Source organism: Acidovorax sp. 93 (assembly GCF_003633835.1).
Lineage (GTDB): Bacteria > Pseudomonadota > Gammaproteobacteria > Burkholderiales > Burkholderiaceae_C > Acidovorax > Acidovorax facilis.
In genome coordinates this window covers 1,474,939-1,492,640 of the sequence record NZ_RBIT01000001.1, presented here as the reverse complement: position 1 = coordinate 1,492,640, position 17,702 = coordinate 1,474,939, and the positions used below count along the sequence as shown (strand labels likewise).

Genomic DNA, 17,702 nt, shown 5'->3' with positions numbered 1-17,702 from the left:
CCCGGGGATCCGATCGAGGTTCGTCATGCACGAGGTTCAGCGAGCCGATTCACGCGACACGATGGCTTCAGGATTCATCTCGCGCTCGCTGCGCGCGGACGGAAGCACCTTGTAGCCTCCCACCATCACATCGTTGACATAGGCGTACATGCCCTTGTTGAAGTCGTACACCACGTTCTTCGCAGCAAAGGGGATCTGCTTGTCGTACATCGGCGAAGCAGCCTGAAACAGGCTACGGTACAACTGACCATTCTGGTCAAAGGCATCGTAGTTGGCGGCGCCGGTCAAATCTTCATCAAAGTAGTAGATGCGCTTGGAATACGCATGACGCTGGCCCGGCTTGAGCGTGGCTTCCACGGCCCAGACACGGTGCTTTTCCCAGCGCTCGCACTCCGGATTGACGTGGTTCGGCAGCAAAGCCTTTTCGGCCGTCGGGCAATCGTACAGATTCTTGTAGGCGTTGTACTGGATGTACATCTCCTTCTTGCCGATGAGCTTGAAATCGAATCGATCCATGGTCCCAGAGAACACGAACAGTTCGTCGAACAAGGTCACGCCCCCCATGCTTGCCACGGGAGTGTCATACGCGAACTCCGGCGAGAGCTTCACGCGGCGCAAGCCCGGGGTGTAGCTCCATGCCTTGCGCGGACGAGCCACCGGATCGAGATAGTCGGCCAAGCCTGTCATTTCTCCTGCACGCCGTGCCGGCACCTTGCTGATCGAATACACCCGCCACGCCATGTCCGGATCGCGATCTGCCACGTCAGTCTGGTAGTACACAAAGTCCTGGAACGTCGCTTGCTCCGCCGTCACCACGGCCTTGCCCGAAGTATCAATCACCCAGGAGCGGGAGGCCGCAGTGGTGATCGCGGTCTCTCCCTGGTAACGCAGGATTTGGTTCCACATCACCTCGTATCCGGTCTTCGGAATGGGGAACGGGATGCCACCGCGGCAGGCTTTTTCAATGGCAAGGCCCTCTTTGGTTGCCTTGCACGTGGTCGCATTGCGGACGGTCGCATCCAGAATCTTCTTGGGATAGGCCGCCGTTCTGTGCGTGGGATACACATTGAGGTAGTACCCTGGGTACTTGGACAGCAGGTGCTTCTGCCCTTCGCTCAGCAAGGCTGCATGCTGTGCCATGTTCTTGCTGTCTATGCGCAGCACGGGCTTTTCGTCTTTGAACGGATCGGTCCAGAAGCCGCTATCCGGCTTGAAGCCCTCAGGAGCCTTGGTCAACCCCCCGGTGTAGGCCGGGATGCTGCCATCGGCATTGGCTGCCTTGACCGCTCCGAACGGGGTCAGGGTGGTGCCCAGTTGCTTGGCCTCCTCCGCTGTCACGGCCGCGAAAGCTGGCGTGGCAAGGCCAATGGCAACCAGCGAAAGGATGTTGTGGAATTTCATGATTGCAGCTCCAGGGAATCAGAAAGAGGTCTTATAGGTGAAAAACAGGCGACCACGATCGGTTGCGCCCACGCTGCTGTTGAGTGCGTTGCCACCAATGGCGGCCGTACCGGCAGCGTTGTATTTGGTTGGCACGGACATGTCCGCATAGGTCAGGCTGAATTCATGCTTGCTTGCGTAGGTGGCAGCAATGCCGATTGACCACTTGAGGAGGCCTTCAAAGCCGCCACCGCCGGTGGCGGCCGAACCCTTGAGTCCGTAGCTGACGGTTACTGGAACCGACACATCCAGGGACGGCAGCACGCCCAGGTATTGGGGCGTGAAGCGCAGCGCAAGCTCCCAATAGTTCTTGGTCGAGCAGGTGTCGGTCACGTCCCCCGGCTGGGCGGTGGCACCGCTCGTTCCGAGCCTCACGCAACCGGCATACCCGACACCGCGATACAACTGCTCGTTACCCGTGACCTTCAGCAGGCGGCTGTACGCGAGTTCGCCGATCAGCGTACCGGTATCCCAGAGGGGTGTCTTGGGCAGCCCGTACGTGCCATTCACCACGGCATGGAAAGTGTCTCCCGTCGCCCCCGTGCTGGTAGCGGTATAGCTGGCAACCGAATTGAGGTGCGCGTTCTTGCGCCAGGACACTTCGGAGCCAACGCTCACCGGGCCCACAGACTTGGAGAGACTCAGGCCCCAGAGCTTGGTAGCGGCCGGATAGACAAACCTGAAGGTACTCGGCAACGCAGGCCCCAAGATAGCGTTGTAGGGTGCCGACACTGGAGCGAAACTGGTGAGTTGAATGCCCGTTTCCGGATTGGTATCGTTGAACTGCCGGTAGTAGGCACCCAGTGTGGAATCGATGGCATCCACGTCCAGACGCGCGGAAAGCCCCCAATTCTTGTCGCCCGAGGTCTTGACTGCCGTGTTGGCCATGGCCAGGCAGGAATAAGGACCCAGTGCCGGGTTGCAGGGCGTCAGGGCAAAACGATCGACCCCGGGCGCGTTGTCGGCGCCCATCAGATACGTTCCGGCATACGGTACGCGCGTCGCCTTCCAGTCCAGCGCATATTGGCCTGCAAGAGAGAGCTTGTCGGTCACCTGCGCCTTGAAGGTCAACTGGTTGATGGGCAAGAAAGTTTCCTTGGTCTCAATGCCCGGGCTGGAAACAGCCTTCATGCCATCCACGGGCGACTGGCCATAGGAAATGGCATGGGCGCCGATGAACATGCCTTCACCCCAAACCACCGTGTGGCGGCCCAACTTGACGTTGACGGGAACAGAACCGAGATCGAAGTTGGACCAGACGAACGCATCCAGGATTTCACCGGACGGGCCATGTACAAAGCGGTTGACCTCGTCGTTGAACCGGTTGTTGTTGTACGACGTCGCGGAACCAGCAGGCGAAGACACCGACCTATCGCGATACGCATGGTCGTACCAGCTTGCGGCACTGATCCGCGCCCCAAAGATCCCTTTGTAGTTAAGGTCAAGTTCCCCCAAAAGATCGAGCCGGTTGGACACGATATCTCCACGGCCGAACTTGGCGTTGCCTTCGTCGGTGGTGGCAAAATTCAACAGTCGCTGGTCTTGTGCCTCGGTACGAACCCCCAAGTTGTATCGAACCGTCGCATCGGCACGCACCTTGAAGTCGGGATTGCCAGTGTCAAGCTCCAGTGCGTGTGCACCACTGGTTGCGACCAATGCCACTGCAGCGGCAATCATGTGCACTGCGGCCCGGGAGGGAGCCGTCCTCGTTTGTCGGTTTTTCATGAGTTTGTCTCCATCAGTTGGGGGTTTACCTGCTACTTGACACAAGCTTCAGTCAGCCCTCCCATGCGTCCCCCTGAGGTGCCAGGGCTGGCCAGCGCAGCTCGTCTTCATTCTGTATGCCGCTTGCAATTCTGCATTTAGAATTTTTTTCTCGGTTCCGGGTTTTCACCTAATTTGAACAAATTCATCCATACCGTCTAAAATAAGACCGATGGAGGCGGTGCAGGCGGCATCCAGCGTGGCGGCGAAGCCGCTATCCAGCGTCGAGCATCAGGGATGGGGTCCGCTTCGGTCGCCAGTCCACGAAACGTACCCTTTGATGCAGATACAAGCTCAGCCACGTCCACGAACGAAACCGCCGGAAGCACGGCGAGAAGAACTCATGAATGCCGCCCAGGCGTTGTTCCTGAAGAAGGGGGTGGGCGCTACCGTGATCAGGGAGATCACTGATAGCGCGGAAGTGGCGAAGGGCTCGTTCTACCTGTACTTCTCATCCAAGGAAGACATCCATATCGCATTGGCCGAGCGGTTCCATGCCCTGCATGTGGGCAACCTGGATCGGGCGACTGGGCAATGGCCTGGAACAGATTGGGGCGGCAAGCTCGGCGCTTGGGTCAAGGCTGCCGCAACGGGATTTCTTGACGATGGGCCGTTGGTTAGCATGTTTTTCGATGCTCTCCCGCACATTCCGGACAAAAGGCCAAACGCGATCGGCAAGCATCTCGAGGAATTGCTCGGGGCTGGCACAGAAGCGGGTGCCTGGTTCGTCGTCGATCCAGGAGTCACCGCCGACTTTCTGCTTGGAGGGCTCCGTGGTGTTGTCGGTGACGCCTTGACTGGCGAAACAAGCGCCAGCCGCATGCAAGTTGTCGAGCGCCTGCAGCAGCTCTTTTTCAGGATCGTAGGGTTGCCTGAAAACTGACAATCGGGCCGCTTCGTTCATTCAGCAGTCATCTCTTTCAGAGATGACTGCTGCGTCGTACTGAACCCAAAAGCCGCAGTGACCCCGAGCCCACAAACTGCCCACTGGGTGGCACGGGGCAGATGAGCAGCGCAATGCGGTCAGCAACATAGGGCAGCAACGTTGCCCCGGGGGGGCGATGCCCTTGCACTGCTCCGCATCAGAGCGCGCACGCATCAGGCCGCGCCGCTCTCGCGGTCAATCGACCTGGGCACCCGAAAGCCTGACGACACCGCCCCACTTCTCGAGTTCGCTTGCCGCGAAGCGCGCGAACTCCGGCTGTGTCATGACCAGAGGGTCAATGCCCACCGCTGCAAGCCTGGTCTGGAAATCTCCCGACTTGACGACTTTGTCGCCAGCTTGCACCAGCTTTTGCATGACCGCAGGTGGCAGGCTGGCCGGACAGGCAACGGCCCACCATCCGGTCAAGTCGAATCCTGGAAAGCCTTGCTCGTCCAGCGGCTTCACGCCTGGCGCCGCCGGTGATTTGGCAACGCTACTCAAACCCAGCGCGCGCAGCTTGCCAGCTTGAATCTGCGGCATCGCCACGGCCGGGTGGTAGAACATGAAATCGGTCTGCCCCCCGATAACTGACGTGACGGCCTGTGCTCCCTCCTTATATGGCACATGGACCATCTTCGCATTGCTCATGGCCTTGACGAGTTCTCCCGCCAAGTGACCGGTGGTGCCGTTGCCTGCGGATGCGTAGGTCACCTTGTCGGGGTTGTCCTTGGCGTATTGCACGAGTTCAGCCACGCTGTGCCACGGCGCGTTGGCCCGCACCAGCAGCAAGGTGGGCGTGTAGCCAATCATGGTCAGCGGCGTGAAGTCCTTGATGGGATCGAAATTAATCTTCTTGTAGAGGGCCTTGTTGATGGAGAACGGCCCAGTGTTGGTCAGGATCAAGGTGTAGCCGTCCGCAGGTGAGTTTGCGACCAACTCGTGCGCGATGTTGCCGCTAGCTCCAGTCTTGTTCTCCACCACCACGGGCTGACCAAGCTCACGCGCGAGACCTTCGCCCATCAGGCGTGCCACGATGTCGGTGGACGTACCAGCACCCGCAGGCACGATGAGCTTTAGAGGCTTGTTTGGATAGTCTTGTGCCAGTGCCTGGGTGGCGGAAAGGACGGCTGCGAGGCCGCAGGCCAGCGCGAGGGCCGCCCGTGCGAGAAGTCGATGGGTGTACGTGAACATGTTGTCTCCTTTGTTGTTTGACTAGTACTTGAGCCCCGCGAGCAACTCGCTGCGATGCTCGTCCAGCTCCGGCGGCGGTACGAGTCTCGCGGGCGGCGAGCGGTCGTAGATCACCGGATTTCTCACGGCTGTAAAGATCCCGCGTCCAGGTCGTTCTGCGGCCTGTCGGAGCTGCATGTGCAGCGCCTGCGGATCATTGAGTGCCTCACTCGCGTCGTAGACCGGCGAATGTGGCACGTCCTGTTCCTTCAGACGGATGCACCACTCGGATCGGTCGTACTCCTTGAAGTAGCCATCCAGCACGCGAATTACTTCGCCGTGATTACGTATGCGCTCGCCGCGCTGCTTGAAGCGCGGATCGTCCAGCAGCTCCATATGGCCGGTGGCGCGCACCAGGTTCTCCCAGAACTTGAGCGGTGAGGACATGTGCAGCGCCACGCGCTTGCCATCCTTGCAGGTGAGCACGTGTGCCTGCGACGCACCCGGCCGACTGTATGGAGTCATCAGCTCGCCGTCACCGTAGTAGTGCGTGAAGGCGTCGATGTTGAAATGCGCCATCGCACCCACCATGGCTACCTCCACCAGCCGTCCCCGGCCAGTGCGTTGCCGCTCATGCAGCGCGCCCAGAATTCCGTAGGCCGCGTACATCCCCGTGATCGAATCGGCCACCGCAGGACCGCACACGCGCGGGTTGCCAGGATTGAGCGTCAGGTCCAAATAGCCGCTGGCGGCCTGCGCCACTGTGTCATAGCAAGGCTGGTTGGCGCCTGGACCGTCAGGCCTGTTAGTGCCAGTGCAAACGTGATCAGCAGTGCCAGTCGAACATTGACCAGGGGCTAAAGCTGGTTCCATTAGAAACCAGCTGTGGATAACTATAGGGTGGATGCTTCGGTAGGGCCTCCTTTTTTTGAACTGGTGGTTGGTATTGCCGAGCCGTCAGGCGAGGCCCCTTCCTCCGCGGTCTCGCTAACCTGGGCGGCCACTGCCTTCTTGGTCTGCTCACGAGCCTTGATGCGCCCCTTGGCTTCGTGCGTGCTGTGGCGGAAGCGGTAGGACTCGTTGCCGGTCTCGATGATGTGGCAGTGATGGGTCAAGCGATCCAGCAACGCGGTGGTCATCTTGTCATCGCCGAACACCGTGGACCACTCCGCGAACGTCAGGTTGGTGGTGATCATCACGCTGGTGTGCTCGTACAGCTTGGACAGCAGGTGGAACAACAAGGCACCACCGGCCTGGCTGAAGGGCAGGTAACCTAACTCGTCGAGCACGACCAGGTCCATGCGCACCAGACTCATGGCGATGCGTCCGGCACGGCCCTGGCTCTTCTCATGCTCCAGGGCATTGACCAGATCGACCGTGGAGTAGAACCGCACTCGCTTGGCGTGCCGGGTGAGCCCAGCAATTCCCAGCGCCGTGGCCAGGTGGGTTTTGCCGGTGCCTGGGCCGCCGACCAGCACCACGTTCTGCGCATCCTGCGTGAACGAGAGGTCCGCCAGTTTCTGGATCAACGCGCGGTCGACCGGCGCGACGGTGAAGTCGAACCCAGCCAGGTCGCGGTGCATCGGGAAGCGTGCCGCCTTCATCTGATGGGCGATGGAACGCATCGCCCGATCAGCATCTTCAGCCTGCAGCAGGTGCTCCACCAGCCAGCGTGATGCAGCCAAGGCCGTATCGCCGCCTTGCTCCGTCAGATCGGCCCAAGCCGTGGCCATGCCGTTGAGCCGCAGCGCCTTCAGTTGGGCCTGTACATCGATGGAGGTCTCACGCATGGCCCACCTCCTGCCCGTCTAGATGATCCTGGTGGGTGGGGCGCAGCCGGTCATAACGCGCGGTATCGGCCTTGGGCGCCTGGGTGAGTTGCAAGGACGTCTGCGCTTGCGCCGGCGTGGCCGGGTTGTTCAAGCGGGCCAGCACGTTGCGCACGTGTTCCACGCTAATGCTGCCGCTGGGGGTCCTGCCTTCGAGTACCAGCTCGATGGCCACCAGCACCGCTTCCAGCCCGGCCTGCGGCACCACGGCCAGCACCTGTGCCATGACCCGGTCTCCTCCAGGGTGCCTGAGCAGCGACTGGCGCAAACGCAGCAACGGCGCCGGCAGGTCCAGGAACGGCGTGCCGTTGCGCAAGGCGCCCGGTTTGCGCTGCACCAGGTCGATGTAGTGCTGCCAATCGTAGCTGGTCTGGCCGCTGCCCGGCAGCCGGGCGTGACTCGCGACGACGGCGTCCGCGGCCGCCACATCGATTCGCTCGGGATAGACGCGGGTGCTGACGATGTGGCCGGCCCACTCGCACGGCACGGAATAGCGGTTGCGAGCGGCAGCCACCAGGCAGGTGCTGCTGACCCGGGCCAACCGTTCGACGTAGCCGTCGAAGGGGGCCGGCATGGACATGAGGTGAGGCTTCTCCAACTCCCACATCTCGGCCACGGTGAACTGCCGATGGATCGGGTGCGTGGTGTCGCTCCACACCGAACGACATCGCTCGCTCAGCCAGGCATTGAGTTCGATGAACGAGCCGAAGCGACGGGTCGCGGCTTCGATCCAGATGCGCCTGCGGCTGTCCTGCACGTTCTTCTCCACCACCCCCTTCTCCCATCCCGAGGCGACGTTGCAGAAGTCGGCATCGAACAGGTAGTGACTGCACATGGCTGCGAAGCGCGCGTTGACGGTGCGCTGCTTGCCACGCTGCACCTTGTCCACAGCGGTGCGCATGTTGTCGTAGATGCCGCGTCGGGTGACGCCACCTAGTGCCTGGAACGAGCGTGTGTGCGCGTCGAACAGCATCTCATGACCCTGGCTGGGGTAGGCCACCAGCCAGAAGGCCCGGCTGGCGCACAGCTTCAGGTGCGCCACTTGCACGTTGTAGAACACACCGCCGACGAGCATGGCTTCGACGCTCCAGTCGAACTGGAAGGCCTCGCCCAGCTCGAAGCTCATCGGAACGAACGCCTTGGCCGGACTGGCTGCGGACTCCACCCGCCAGCGCCGGATGTAGTCGGTGACGGCGCTGTAGCCGCCGCGATAGCCCTGGGCCTGTATCTGAGCAAACAAAGCTCGGCCGCTGCGCCGTCCCTGCTTGGGGCGATGGCTGTCGGTCGTGAGCGCTTGATGCAGGATCGGCTCGAACGCAGTTAGCTTGCCATCGAGCTTCACCCGCTCGTACTTCGGCACAACATCGCCGGGCGCCTTGAGCCACTTCTTGACCGTGTTGCGCGACAGGCCTGTGCGCTTTGCGATCTCGCTGAGAGAGAGTTGGTCGCGCAGCCTCATGCGCCTGACCTTGCCAATCATGTCCATGGTGATCACCTTGAATCCCCTGCTGAAATTCTCAGCAGGTCAGTGGAACACCCTGGTCAATATTGGATTGGCACTTTGCGGTTTAGCTGGTCAAGATTGCATCGGCACCAACAACCCAATAGTGCCTTCTGGAAACATCGGGCCTAGCTCCCGCTATAGATTAGGAGTAGCTGATCCGAGTTGGACCCACGAACGACTGTATTCGCTGCAAAACTGCCTTTTCCTGAAATGAAGCGATGCACTGCAGAATATCGACTTATCACTCACTGACGCAGGGAATTCGCCCTCCGCCAGCTCCTCGCTCTGGAGGATTAGGGGGTCTGGAGCACAACGCCGGATGACATCTGTGCAGCTTCTCCGCTAGTTCGCGTTGGACTCGAGGATTGGACAAGCCCGTAGTTCCTTCACATGCGACCAAGTTTTGCCAACATGAGTCAGGCCAACCATCCAAATCGTCATCGAGAGCTATCCACTGCCGGGGCTTTCGACGTCGAGCGTCTTCTTGAACTTGCAAACCCCGGGGTGTGGTGCGAAACATGGACAGGTTCCAGGGATCCACGCCATGAACTCGCTTGTGGTACGTCCCACCAATAAACCGTGCACGCAGAGAGGCCGGAAGTCGTTTGAGGGTGGCGCTGTATCCGGGACGGATGCACCAAGTGCTACTGAGTACCAGGGCGACTGCTGGGTATGGTTCAAGCACAGACTCCAAGATAGGCACCCATTCGAAAAGAGAGTGTCCTGCAGCCTCATATGGGCTCATGTATATGCCCTTGCGGGGATGCCAGAGCACCTTTTCATGGTGGACAACACCATCGAGGTCTAGGTACAGAACGATGTCCGCGCTGCGGGGAGTAGACGCAGGGAGATACAGGGAGTTCTGGCTAGTGGGCATAGCCGTAGATATTCTGCATGGTGTCAATTGGTCAGCGGGGATAGCGTCGGGTCCAGACCGGACTCACGACTAGCCCACTCCGTGCCTATGCTTACGAGTACGCACCAGATTGGGCTCGCGAGAGCAAGCTCCTCACTACCTCCAGGCCATCGGGCTCATTGAGCACATCGATGGGTCTCCGATTTCCCAATGCTGGGACCACACCAGTAAGCCAACGGTCCAGCCACGCCCTTGCATCAAACCCGGCTATTTCTCCTGACTTTGCGAGCATGTCCTGTACGAGCACGGTGAGAGTGGCGATGTCGTCTTCAAGGGCCATGGCTTGCTCCGTGGAAATGGCTGGGGATCAGTGCGCACCAGCGATGGTGCAATCTTGGGGATTGAACGTCAAATTCTGGCCGTTGCCAGTCGCTAGTCCGAACGGCACTTGTCATTGACTAGCCCTACCGGCGATCTCAAAAACGACGCCTTCCTTCAGGTCACGGACTTCCTGGAGGATGCGTTTTCGTACCTCTGGTGGCAGAACAGCGGTCATCGGGGACGCTTGCCTCAGTTCCTGCGCTCGCTGGGTTCTACCCAGTGCCTTGCGCCACTTGCGATGCTCCAGGATTTCTTTCCACTCAATCCATAGGGTCGCTGATCGTTGGTCCCCAGCGTTCAGCCACGTTTGAAGAACTGCCTTGGCCTGGTGGAGCAATACAGGATCAGCACGAACGCGTCGTACCGCTTCTTCGTGCAGGGCGAGACTTTGTAGATCCTGGATCCGGTGGCGAGAGGTATCAGCGGAAACGACAATTCGAGCCAACGGCGTATCACTGCTTGCCTCAGCCGCTGCAGTGTTTGACGTGACCGGTCGCATGCCGCCAGCCGCCAACAACGCAAGGTCGCCAACGATGCCCAAAGCGGATATGACTTTCAAGTAGGTGCCCATGGACGGCGTGGGATCACCGGCTTCGACTGCTCGCAGTGTTGGGCGCGAGATTCCCGCGCGACTCGCCATCTCCATCGTGCTGAGGCCACGGGATTTTCTGAGACGTCTAAGTCTGTCGCCCAACTGGAGGAGCAATTGGAGCAGCAGAACCGAGGAATCGCTGGAGGCATTCATTTATTCGGCATTCTGGAAAAATGAATGGATGTTGGTCAATGAGTTGAGCACTCCGTGTGCGTCCACGATGCCCGATGGTGAAGTCTATTTGGGCGTGCATCTTTTTCCGCACCCGTGGAAGCCGGCCGATCCCGCCCGTAACTTGCAACCCCAGGTCATCAAGTTCTGTTAGGCGCTTCTTGCGAAAGTCGAAAAGTGACTACAAACGTTGCCCCCGGGAGCATGCTTTCGCAGACGTCGCACCGGGAGCTTGCTTTGAGCCGACGATAGCAGTGGTGTTCAAACTAATGCCTGTTTTTATCGAGTAGAGAACCAGCGCTGACTCACCACAAGCCCCGCTTGCTCACTTTTGCCAGTGCGCTGGTAAAGGCCATCAGCGTTTCTGCATCTTTCTGTGCCTCTACCCCCTTCAACGTGGACGGAATAGGAATTCCAGCAATCTCTTGAGTACGGCGGAGTACCTGTTCTACCAAGCTGGTTCGCGGAACAAACATGTAGTGCACTTCGCAATCCAAGCCATGCGCCAAACGTGCAAGGGTATTCAGCGTAATGGTGCCGTTGGCCTCCGCTTGCTCTAGTTTGCGGGCCCCCTGCGCCGTCACACCCAAACGCTCTCCTAGCGCGCTGGAACTCATACCCAATGCCAATCGAAGCGTCTTGGTCCAGCCACACCTGGGCGTGGCATTCCGCTGCAGTTGTGCGAAATCGCAAAACTGCCGGTCAAGTTCGGCCAAGCGGGTGAGATCCAAGCGGTTTTTCAAGGGAAGCAAACGCATAAGGCAACCGGCTGGTTGCCTCTTCAAGCACATTTGGGCAACCGGTTTATTTCCATTGGAGACGAGCGCGCTTGGAACGATAAAACGTAATGCCTGTTCGGCTAGCTCCTGAGTGCTCACCGTGGCATTGCCGACCACCACGGCCCCCTCCTCGCCGCTCTGTGCGGCTGGGATGTCAAGCATCGCAGGGGAGAGGTCGGTACGGTGGATCACTGCCTCAGCGATCAGCTTGCTGGCATGGGGCCATACAGGGTCTGTGCTCTCACGGATGAAGGCGAGCAAGGAACCGGGTTCCGGGGTGACCTGGGCGGTCAGGGCATCAATGTGGGCCAGCAGCGCTTTCTGACTGGCCTCAAGCCCCTCCACAGCCCTGATAGCCGCTTCAAGCTCACCGCGAGCCTGACCTTCGTCTTTTTCGCGTGCCAAGGCGGTTTCCCTGGCTGTATCGTGATCCAGGCGGCGCTGTTCGAGAATGGCCTCTGCCTCCTCTCGTGCAGCAAGGGTCTCCGGCGTGGCAGCGGGGTTTTTGATCTTTTGGTTGATCTCGCCTTCGCGGGTGGCCAGGCGGGTGCGCTCCTTGGCGATCTCGGCGAGCCTGGGGGGCTCCTCCAGCGCCTGCAAGTCCGCGTCCTTGGCTTCACCGAGGGCCAAACGCTTTTTGAGCCCCGCGCTTTGTGCTGTGGCTTTGCGCTCAGCGATCTCATTTTGTTGACGCTGTGCGGACTGCTCGATTTCGAGACAGCGCCTCTCGTATTCGGTCAGGAGAGAACCCGATTCAGAGGTGAGGCGCTCATGCTCTTTCTCCTTGTCCCGCGCCTGCTGCCGAAGTGCGGCCTCCCTGGATTCATTGGCCTCAAGGGTCTTCGCGTCGATCCGGTCGAAGTGATTCTGGCGACTGGTCACGCCCTCAAACGCTGCATTGAGGAGCTGCCACTCGTTATAGGCTTCGGTTTTTTTCTGCTCGGCCTCCGTGATTTCGTTGCCCAAGGCACCAAGCGCCTGATCGAAGGCCTCTGCCTGGGCCTTGCGCTCACTGGTCAACCGTTCTTGGTCCGTTGCCGCCTGGGCGAGTGCAGCCTTGACGGCCACATGGAGCGAGCACAGCTCCATGTGAACACCTTTGATGCGGCCGATGCGTTCCTTCATCCGGTCAGCGTCGGGCTTGCGCTTCAAGATATCGGCCATGTGGGTGCGACTGTCCAACCAGGTGGTCACATCCTCCCGGCGCTGCTTGAGTTCGCGCACGTTCTGGCGCTTCGATTCCGTGGCCTGGTCCTCGGCCACGCGCTCCAGCACAATGTTCTGCAGGTCCCTAAAGCTGATCTTCTCGTTGGCCATGGCGGCTGCAATCTGGTTGAGATTGCGCAGGGGGCGTGGCCCCAATGAATGATCGCGGGCCAGCAAAGCCATCTGCTTGGCGTTCTTGCTGCTCATGCGCTCATTCAGGATGACGCTGCGGTACTCGTTGAGCTGCAGGACGGGCGAGACATTGATGTTGCGCGCGTGGAGCCGTGGGGCGAACTCCGTGCGTGTCACAAACGTGTTGTTCTCGTCGTAGAAGAAGGTTTCATCGAACCCGGCAGAGACGATCCGAAAGTCTGGGATGTCCTCGCCATCCTTGGCGTACATCACCACCGTGCGCAGATGGGCGTCACTCTCACGCTCGTACTCATAGGCCACAGCGCTGCTGGGGTCGGGTAGCGTGTGCCGGATCATGGACGCCTTGCCGGAACCCTTCAGGACCTGGGAGGGGGTGGCACCGTAGAAGAGAGGGATCAGGCGCAGAAAAGTGGTCTTGCCCACCCCGTTGTCGCCCACCGCCAGAACACCGCCGCGTGGGTCCAGCTCCGAGATCCGCCCCGAAGGGTTGCTGTCGCTGGGGTTCTTGATGTTGATGGCGATGATGCGGCGAAGCTGATGGGGCATGTGGGTTGATCCCTCAAATTAGGTTTTCTTTGTGAATTCATTGTGCCTTCACTCAAAAACCGCATCGCGAACCCGATGCACCGCAACATGTGGGAGCTGCCTACAGATGGGAAAAGAGTCGGATCCGCAAGGACAATCGTGATGCGTGTCATTCCGATAGGACTCTTATGTCGCTGATCGCGACAGAATTCACCCTCTTCCGTCAGTAACGGCCGCAGCTAAGTGATTGTTTTTATTAGTTGCTCCTTTGTGGATGGACAGGGAAACTCATGTCGGACAGCTGGCTTCCCGGTTCTGCAATCCAGCGTCCTGGCACCACGACGCAGCCCAGCACAATAGGCATAACGCTAGTTCTCGGGGCCCAAAACCTCTCCATTGGGGCCCCACGTCACCTGCGTCAATCCGGGTTCCATGGCTTCCAATCGACGGCGCTCCAACTCCGTCGCACTGAGCTGCCCCAATTCATGCCGCCCCACGTCGGCAAGTTCACTTTCATGGCGCAGTTGATCCGCTCTCTCCAGGGCTGAGCGGACGTGACCAAGCAGGTCTTTTTCATCCCAGGGTTTCAACAGATAACGAAAGACTTCTGCGTCATTGACGGCTCGCATCAGGTTCTCCGAATCGGACGACGCGCTTAAAACCATCCGGACTGCCTTGGGCTGAATGGTTCGCACCAGACCCAGAAACTCCACGCCAGTCATGAGCGGCATCCTAAAGTCCGAGATCACCACGTCAAAGGCGGTCTCTCTCAGTCTGGCCAAGGCAACTTCCGGATCCACGGTCTCTTCAATGCGGAGCTCAGAACCGAGTCCCGCCCGCAGACTGCGCTTGATTGCAGCCAAGACGTGGTGTTCATCATCGAGCAAGAGAATTCTCTGCATGGCTGGCTCCCTCTCCGTTACGGTTTTATGGGCAAGATCATTTCCACATCGTCCCGCCCTTCGCGCAATCGCAACCGCTTGATCAATTCGGCGGTGAGCACGTGATCGGCGGCAAGCAACACTGCGCCTTCGCTGGACAAAAGATCGCGCGCCAGAATCATGCCGGGTCGAAGTTGTGCCGTTCGCAGCATGCGCGGCGGAGCGTCTGCAACGGGCGCAGCCTTCAGGAGCATCTGCAGGAACACATCCACCACTTCGGGATGAAACTGGGTTCCCCTGCCCCTGGCAATCATTGATCGTGCGTCTGCAGCACTCAGGGGGGTGGAGCTGAGATGGCCGATCTGCAGATCATCGTAGGTATCTGCCACAGCGAGGATGCAGGCCCCCATTGGAATCATCTCCCCGACCAGGCCATCTGGATATCCGAGCCCATCGTGCCGCTCGTGGTGGCTGCGGATGATGTTGGACACCGTCTGCATGTCATCCAGCGCCATCAGTGCCTGCTCTCCCAGAACGGCATGCCGTCGGTATTGCGCAGTTTCTTCATCGGAAAGCTTGGGAACGGGTTTGGCCAGCAAGGTGTCAGACAAGGCAATCTGCCCAATGTCATGCATGAGCCCTGCGATGAACGCGTCCTGTTGATCCGCTTCCGCCATGTTCATGGCCCGTGCGGTGCGACGGGCCAGATCCGCCACACGGCGCGAGTGGCCGGAGAGTTGCCCACCTCGCCACTCCATGAGGTTGGAAAACACCTTGATGGAGGTAAGGTAGTTTTTCTTGATTTTTTGACTGAGCTGGAGCAACTCGCTGGTGCGCGCCGCGACCTTTTCCTCCAGGGTTTCATTCAATTCCATCAAGGCCTGGTTTTTGGCCCTGAGCAGTTCTTCCAACCGGGCTTTTTCGTCTTCCAGGGCATGCCGCTCAAAGATCTGGTGAGCCGTGGCAAGCACCTCACCGTCATCCCACGGCTTGGTGATGTACCGATAGACTTCCCCGCTGTTGATAGCCGCGATGGTTGACCCAATGTCAGCGTAGCCTGTGAGCAGTACGCGTGTCGTTTTGGGCCACCGCACCCGTATCTGCTCCAGCAACTGGGCCCCGCTCATGCCGGGCATTCTCATGTCGGAGAAGACCAGATCCACAGGCTCTTGCTCCAGGTGCGCAATGGCTTGGGCACCACTCGTGGCCGTTGTCACCTGGTATCCGCTGCCACGAAACAGCCGCCTGAGCGAGGCCACAATGTTGGGCTCGTCGTCCACGCACAGAATGCGCCAGACGCGCTGACCACTGCCCTGCAGGCTGGCGCCCTCCTCATGCAAAGCCGCCCCTGACAAAGCGGTGACGTCGATAGGGGAATTCACACCTCAAGCCTCCTGCGGGTGCTGAATCGGCAGCGTGACACGAAAACGAGTCCCAACCCCTTGCTCGCTGAACACGTCAATGCTGCCAAAGTGCTTCTTGACGATGCCATAGGAAAGAGACAGTCCAAGCCCGGTCCCTTTGCCCACCGCTTTGGTGGTAAAGAACGGGTCGAAAATTCTTCCCAGATTCTCTTTGGCAATCCCTTCGCCGGTATCCTGTATTTCCACCCACACCCGGCTGTCGTCAGCGCCGGTGCTGATGGTGATGACGCCCCTGTCTGCCTGGATGGCGTGCGCAGCGTTGACCAGGAGGTTCATGAAAACCTGATTGAGTTCAGACGGAAGGCACTCGATATCCGGGAGTTCACCGTACGCCTTGACGACCTCCGCCTTGTATTTGATTTCGTTGTTGACGATGTTTAGTGTGGAATCAATGCCATGGTGCAAATCGGCCAGGACCCACTTCTGCGAGGTGTCCACCCGGGAGAAGTCCTTCAGGTTCTGGACAATATTGCGCACCCGCGTGATGCCGTCTTTCGACTCTGCCATCAACGAGGGGATGTCCTCCTTCAGAAAGTCCAGTTCTATCTTTTCGCGCAGAGCCCTCAGACGGGCTGCTGCCGGAGTGCCTGCCAATGCGGACTCGGCCTCTTCATAGGCAGCGAGCATCTGAAAAAGATCACCCAGATAGCGTTCAAGAGTCCCGAAATTAGAGAATATGAATCCAATCGGATTGTTGATTTCGTGGGCTACCCCGGCAGCCAGTTGCCCGATGGAGGCCATTTTTTCCGACTGCATGAGCTTGTCTTGTGCATCCGAAAGTTTGGCATTCAGTTGCATCAGCTCCTCATTGGAGCGCAGCAGTTCCTTGACCCGGTCTGCAGTGACATCGGCGACAGAGAGCGGCGAGGATGTCGTGATTGCGGACTCAGCCAATAGCGGATCGTGAGAACTCATGTCAACCCTCCTTCAGGCCAGCAACGCGTGACAGACGACGTCGTGTTGTTCAGCAACGGTGTCAAAAACTTCCCTGTAGTCCTTCTCACCCAGCGCGAGCCTGCCCCAGGCGTCCAGTGACAGCAGCGGCACCATGTCATCTTCCTGGTGCGAAAGATCGAGGCCATGGGCAATGTTGTCAGCAACATGGACGAGATCCATGAGCCCTTTGCCAGCATGGGACCGAGGCCGGTGATGGCATGCGATGGCTGCGACGATCTCTGGGGCAAAGTGCCAATGCTCAGCGATGAGGCCGCCGACCTCTGCGTGGTCAACACCAAATTGATGCTGTTCTGCAACGTGCATGAAACAGTCATGTTCTGTCCGATATGCAATGGCCTGGGCATATTCCTCCTCATAGGAGCTGACCAGAACCAAGCGCCCAATGTCATGCAACAGCCCCAACGTAAACGCGGCGTCTTCATCCAATCGGATGCGCTGCGCCAGGGCCCGGCAGGTAAGCGCCGTACCGATGGAATGGCACCAGAACGCATCGAAGTCGAAGCCTTGGCAGCGCGACTTGGCAAACCCGCTGACAAGGCCTGCGGCCGTTGCCACGCCGCGCAATGTGCGCAGCCCCAGGATTGCCGTAGCCTCAGTGATCGAAGTGACCTGACGCGGCAACCCGTAGAAGGAAGAATTCGCAAGTCGAAGGGTTTTCGCGGCAATGGCCTGGTCGTGCGATATCTTTATGGCCAGTTGCTCCGCCGAAACATCGCTGTCGCCAAAGGACTGGATCAACTCCAGCACGACTGCTGGCAAGGCTGGCAGTCCGTGCACGCTGTGCAAGATCGCATCCGCAGTGAGTTGCTTCATGGCCTCTCCTCAAGCCGGTGCCTCAAAATCATGTGCAGCAAAGGGTTGAGCTGCCCTGCCCGCAGGGCAGGCCTGAACAAGTGCAACAAACGCTGTTCCGTCAGTACCCTTTGCTCAACCGGATCCACTTTTCCATTGCGCTGTGCTAGCTCCTCGGGGGCATTCACAAAAATCGTGTCGATACCTCGATGCTGCAAGTTGTTGAGAATTTCGCGCGTGACAGGCGTCCCCTCTGGCAACAGCAGTTGCGCATGGGCATCCAGTACGGGCTGCGCTAAAAGTAGTCCCTCCGGAACCCGTTCAGTGGTGGTAGCAAGAGCTTGCATGGGCGC

General features: G+C 59.3%; 17 protein-coding genes. 2 read left to right on the top strand and 15 right to left on the bottom strand.

The genetic code is table 11. The annotated features are described in order from the left end of the window. Positions 1-36 precede the first annotated feature (36 nt). Positions 37-1,401 carry a DUF1329 domain-containing protein gene (locus C8C93_RS06680; protein WP_121506340.1) on the bottom strand — a complete coding sequence of 455 codons (1,365 nt, stop codon included), beginning with the start codon at positions 1,399-1,401 and terminating at the stop codon, positions 37-39. An 18-nt stretch (positions 1,402-1,419) separates the two neighbouring features. Then, complete coding sequence (locus tag C8C93_RS06675) at positions 1,420-3,165, bottom strand: DUF1302 domain-containing protein (protein WP_121506339.1); 1,746 nt, start codon at positions 3,163-3,165, stop codon at positions 1,420-1,422. A gap of 382 nt (positions 3,166-3,547) precedes the next feature. On the opposite strand from C8C93_RS06675, the gene C8C93_RS06670 reads away from it, so the two are divergent. After that, positions 3,548-4,087, top strand: coding sequence for a TetR/AcrR family transcriptional regulator (locus C8C93_RS06670; protein WP_199726992.1), 540 nt, complete (start codon positions 3,548-3,550; stop codon positions 4,085-4,087). Between the two features lie 237 nt (positions 4,088-4,324). On the opposite strand, the gene C8C93_RS06665 is transcribed toward C8C93_RS06670, so the two are convergent. From C8C93_RS06665 to istA, 4 genes are read right to left on the bottom strand one after another with little or no spacing between them, the layout of a single operon-like run. Beyond that, a complete protein-coding gene (locus tag C8C93_RS06665; RefSeq protein WP_121506338.1) occupies positions 4,325-5,320 on the bottom strand; it encodes a tripartite tricarboxylate transporter substrate binding protein in 996 nt (331 codons plus the stop codon). A 21-nt stretch (positions 5,321-5,341) separates the two neighbouring features. Then, positions 5,342-6,172, bottom strand: coding sequence for a CoA transferase (locus tag C8C93_RS06660; protein ID WP_121506337.1), 831 nt, complete (start codon positions 6,170-6,172; stop codon positions 5,342-5,344). A gap of 20 nt (positions 6,173-6,192) precedes the next feature. Further along, positions 6,193-7,089, bottom strand: a complete 897-nt coding sequence (istB, locus tag C8C93_RS06655; protein ID WP_121506336.1) for an IS21-like element helper ATPase IstB — start codon at positions 7,087-7,089, stop codon at positions 6,193-6,195. Beyond that, positions 7,082-8,614 (bottom strand): IS21 family transposase, encoded by a 1,533-nt coding sequence (gene istA / locus C8C93_RS06650; protein ID WP_108500128.1) that lies wholly within the window; start codon positions 8,612-8,614, stop codon positions 7,082-7,084. The genes istB and istA overlap by 8 nt, the downstream gene beginning before the upstream one ends. On the opposite strand from istA, the gene C8C93_RS24940 reads away from it, so the two are divergent. Further along, positions 8,613-8,846 (top strand): hypothetical protein, encoded by a 234-nt coding sequence (locus C8C93_RS24940; protein ID WP_147433734.1) that lies wholly within the window; start codon positions 8,613-8,615, stop codon positions 8,844-8,846. The genes istA and C8C93_RS24940 overlap by 2 nt on opposite strands. A gap of 27 nt (positions 8,847-8,873) precedes the next feature. Here the strand turns inward: C8C93_RS24940 and C8C93_RS06645 are convergent, their stop codons facing one another. The 9 genes from C8C93_RS06645 to C8C93_RS06605 form a co-directional block, all read right to left on the bottom strand. Beyond that, a complete protein-coding gene (locus C8C93_RS06645; protein ID WP_233559251.1) occupies positions 8,874-9,509 on the bottom strand; it encodes an HAD domain-containing protein in 636 nt (211 codons plus the stop codon). Between the two features lie 91 nt (positions 9,510-9,600). Beyond that, positions 9,601-9,780: an MbcA/ParS/Xre antitoxin family protein gene (locus C8C93_RS06640; protein WP_233559580.1), complete on the bottom strand. Its 180-nt coding sequence runs from the start codon at positions 9,778-9,780 to the stop codon at positions 9,601-9,603. Positions 9,781-9,939: 159 nt separating this feature from the next. Further along, positions 9,940-10,614: a helix-turn-helix transcriptional regulator gene (locus C8C93_RS06635; protein WP_121506334.1), complete on the bottom strand. Its 675-nt coding sequence runs from the start codon at positions 10,612-10,614 to the stop codon at positions 9,940-9,942. 323 nt (positions 10,615-10,937) lie between these two features. Then, a complete protein-coding gene (locus C8C93_RS06630) occupies positions 10,938-13,316 on the bottom strand; it encodes an ATP-binding protein (RefSeq protein ID WP_121506333.1) in 2,379 nt (792 codons plus the stop codon). A gap of 347 nt (positions 13,317-13,663) precedes the next feature. Next, the gene (locus C8C93_RS06625) at positions 13,664-14,197 is read right to left on the bottom strand and encodes a response regulator (protein ID WP_121506332.1); all 534 of its coding nucleotides are present in this window, start codon (positions 14,195-14,197) and stop codon (positions 13,664-13,666) included. 17 nt (positions 14,198-14,214) lie between these two features. Then, positions 14,215-15,558 carry an HD domain-containing phosphohydrolase gene (locus C8C93_RS06620; protein WP_121506331.1) on the bottom strand — a complete coding sequence of 448 codons (1,344 nt, stop codon included), beginning with the start codon at positions 15,556-15,558 and terminating at the stop codon, positions 14,215-14,217. 3 nt (positions 15,559-15,561) lie between these two features. Further along, positions 15,562-16,515, bottom strand: coding sequence for an ATP-binding protein (locus C8C93_RS06615; protein WP_121506330.1), 954 nt, complete (start codon positions 16,513-16,515; stop codon positions 15,562-15,564). Positions 16,516-16,527: 12 nt separating this feature from the next. Then, entirely contained in the window at positions 16,528-17,370 is an 843-nt protein-coding gene (locus C8C93_RS06610) for an HDOD domain-containing protein (RefSeq protein ID WP_121506329.1), read from the bottom strand. Then, positions 17,367-17,696, bottom strand: a complete 330-nt coding sequence (locus C8C93_RS06605) for a hypothetical protein (protein ID WP_055397891.1) — start codon at positions 17,694-17,696, stop codon at positions 17,367-17,369. The genes C8C93_RS06610 and C8C93_RS06605 overlap by 4 nt, the downstream gene beginning before the upstream one ends. Positions 17,697-17,702 lie beyond the last annotated feature (6 nt).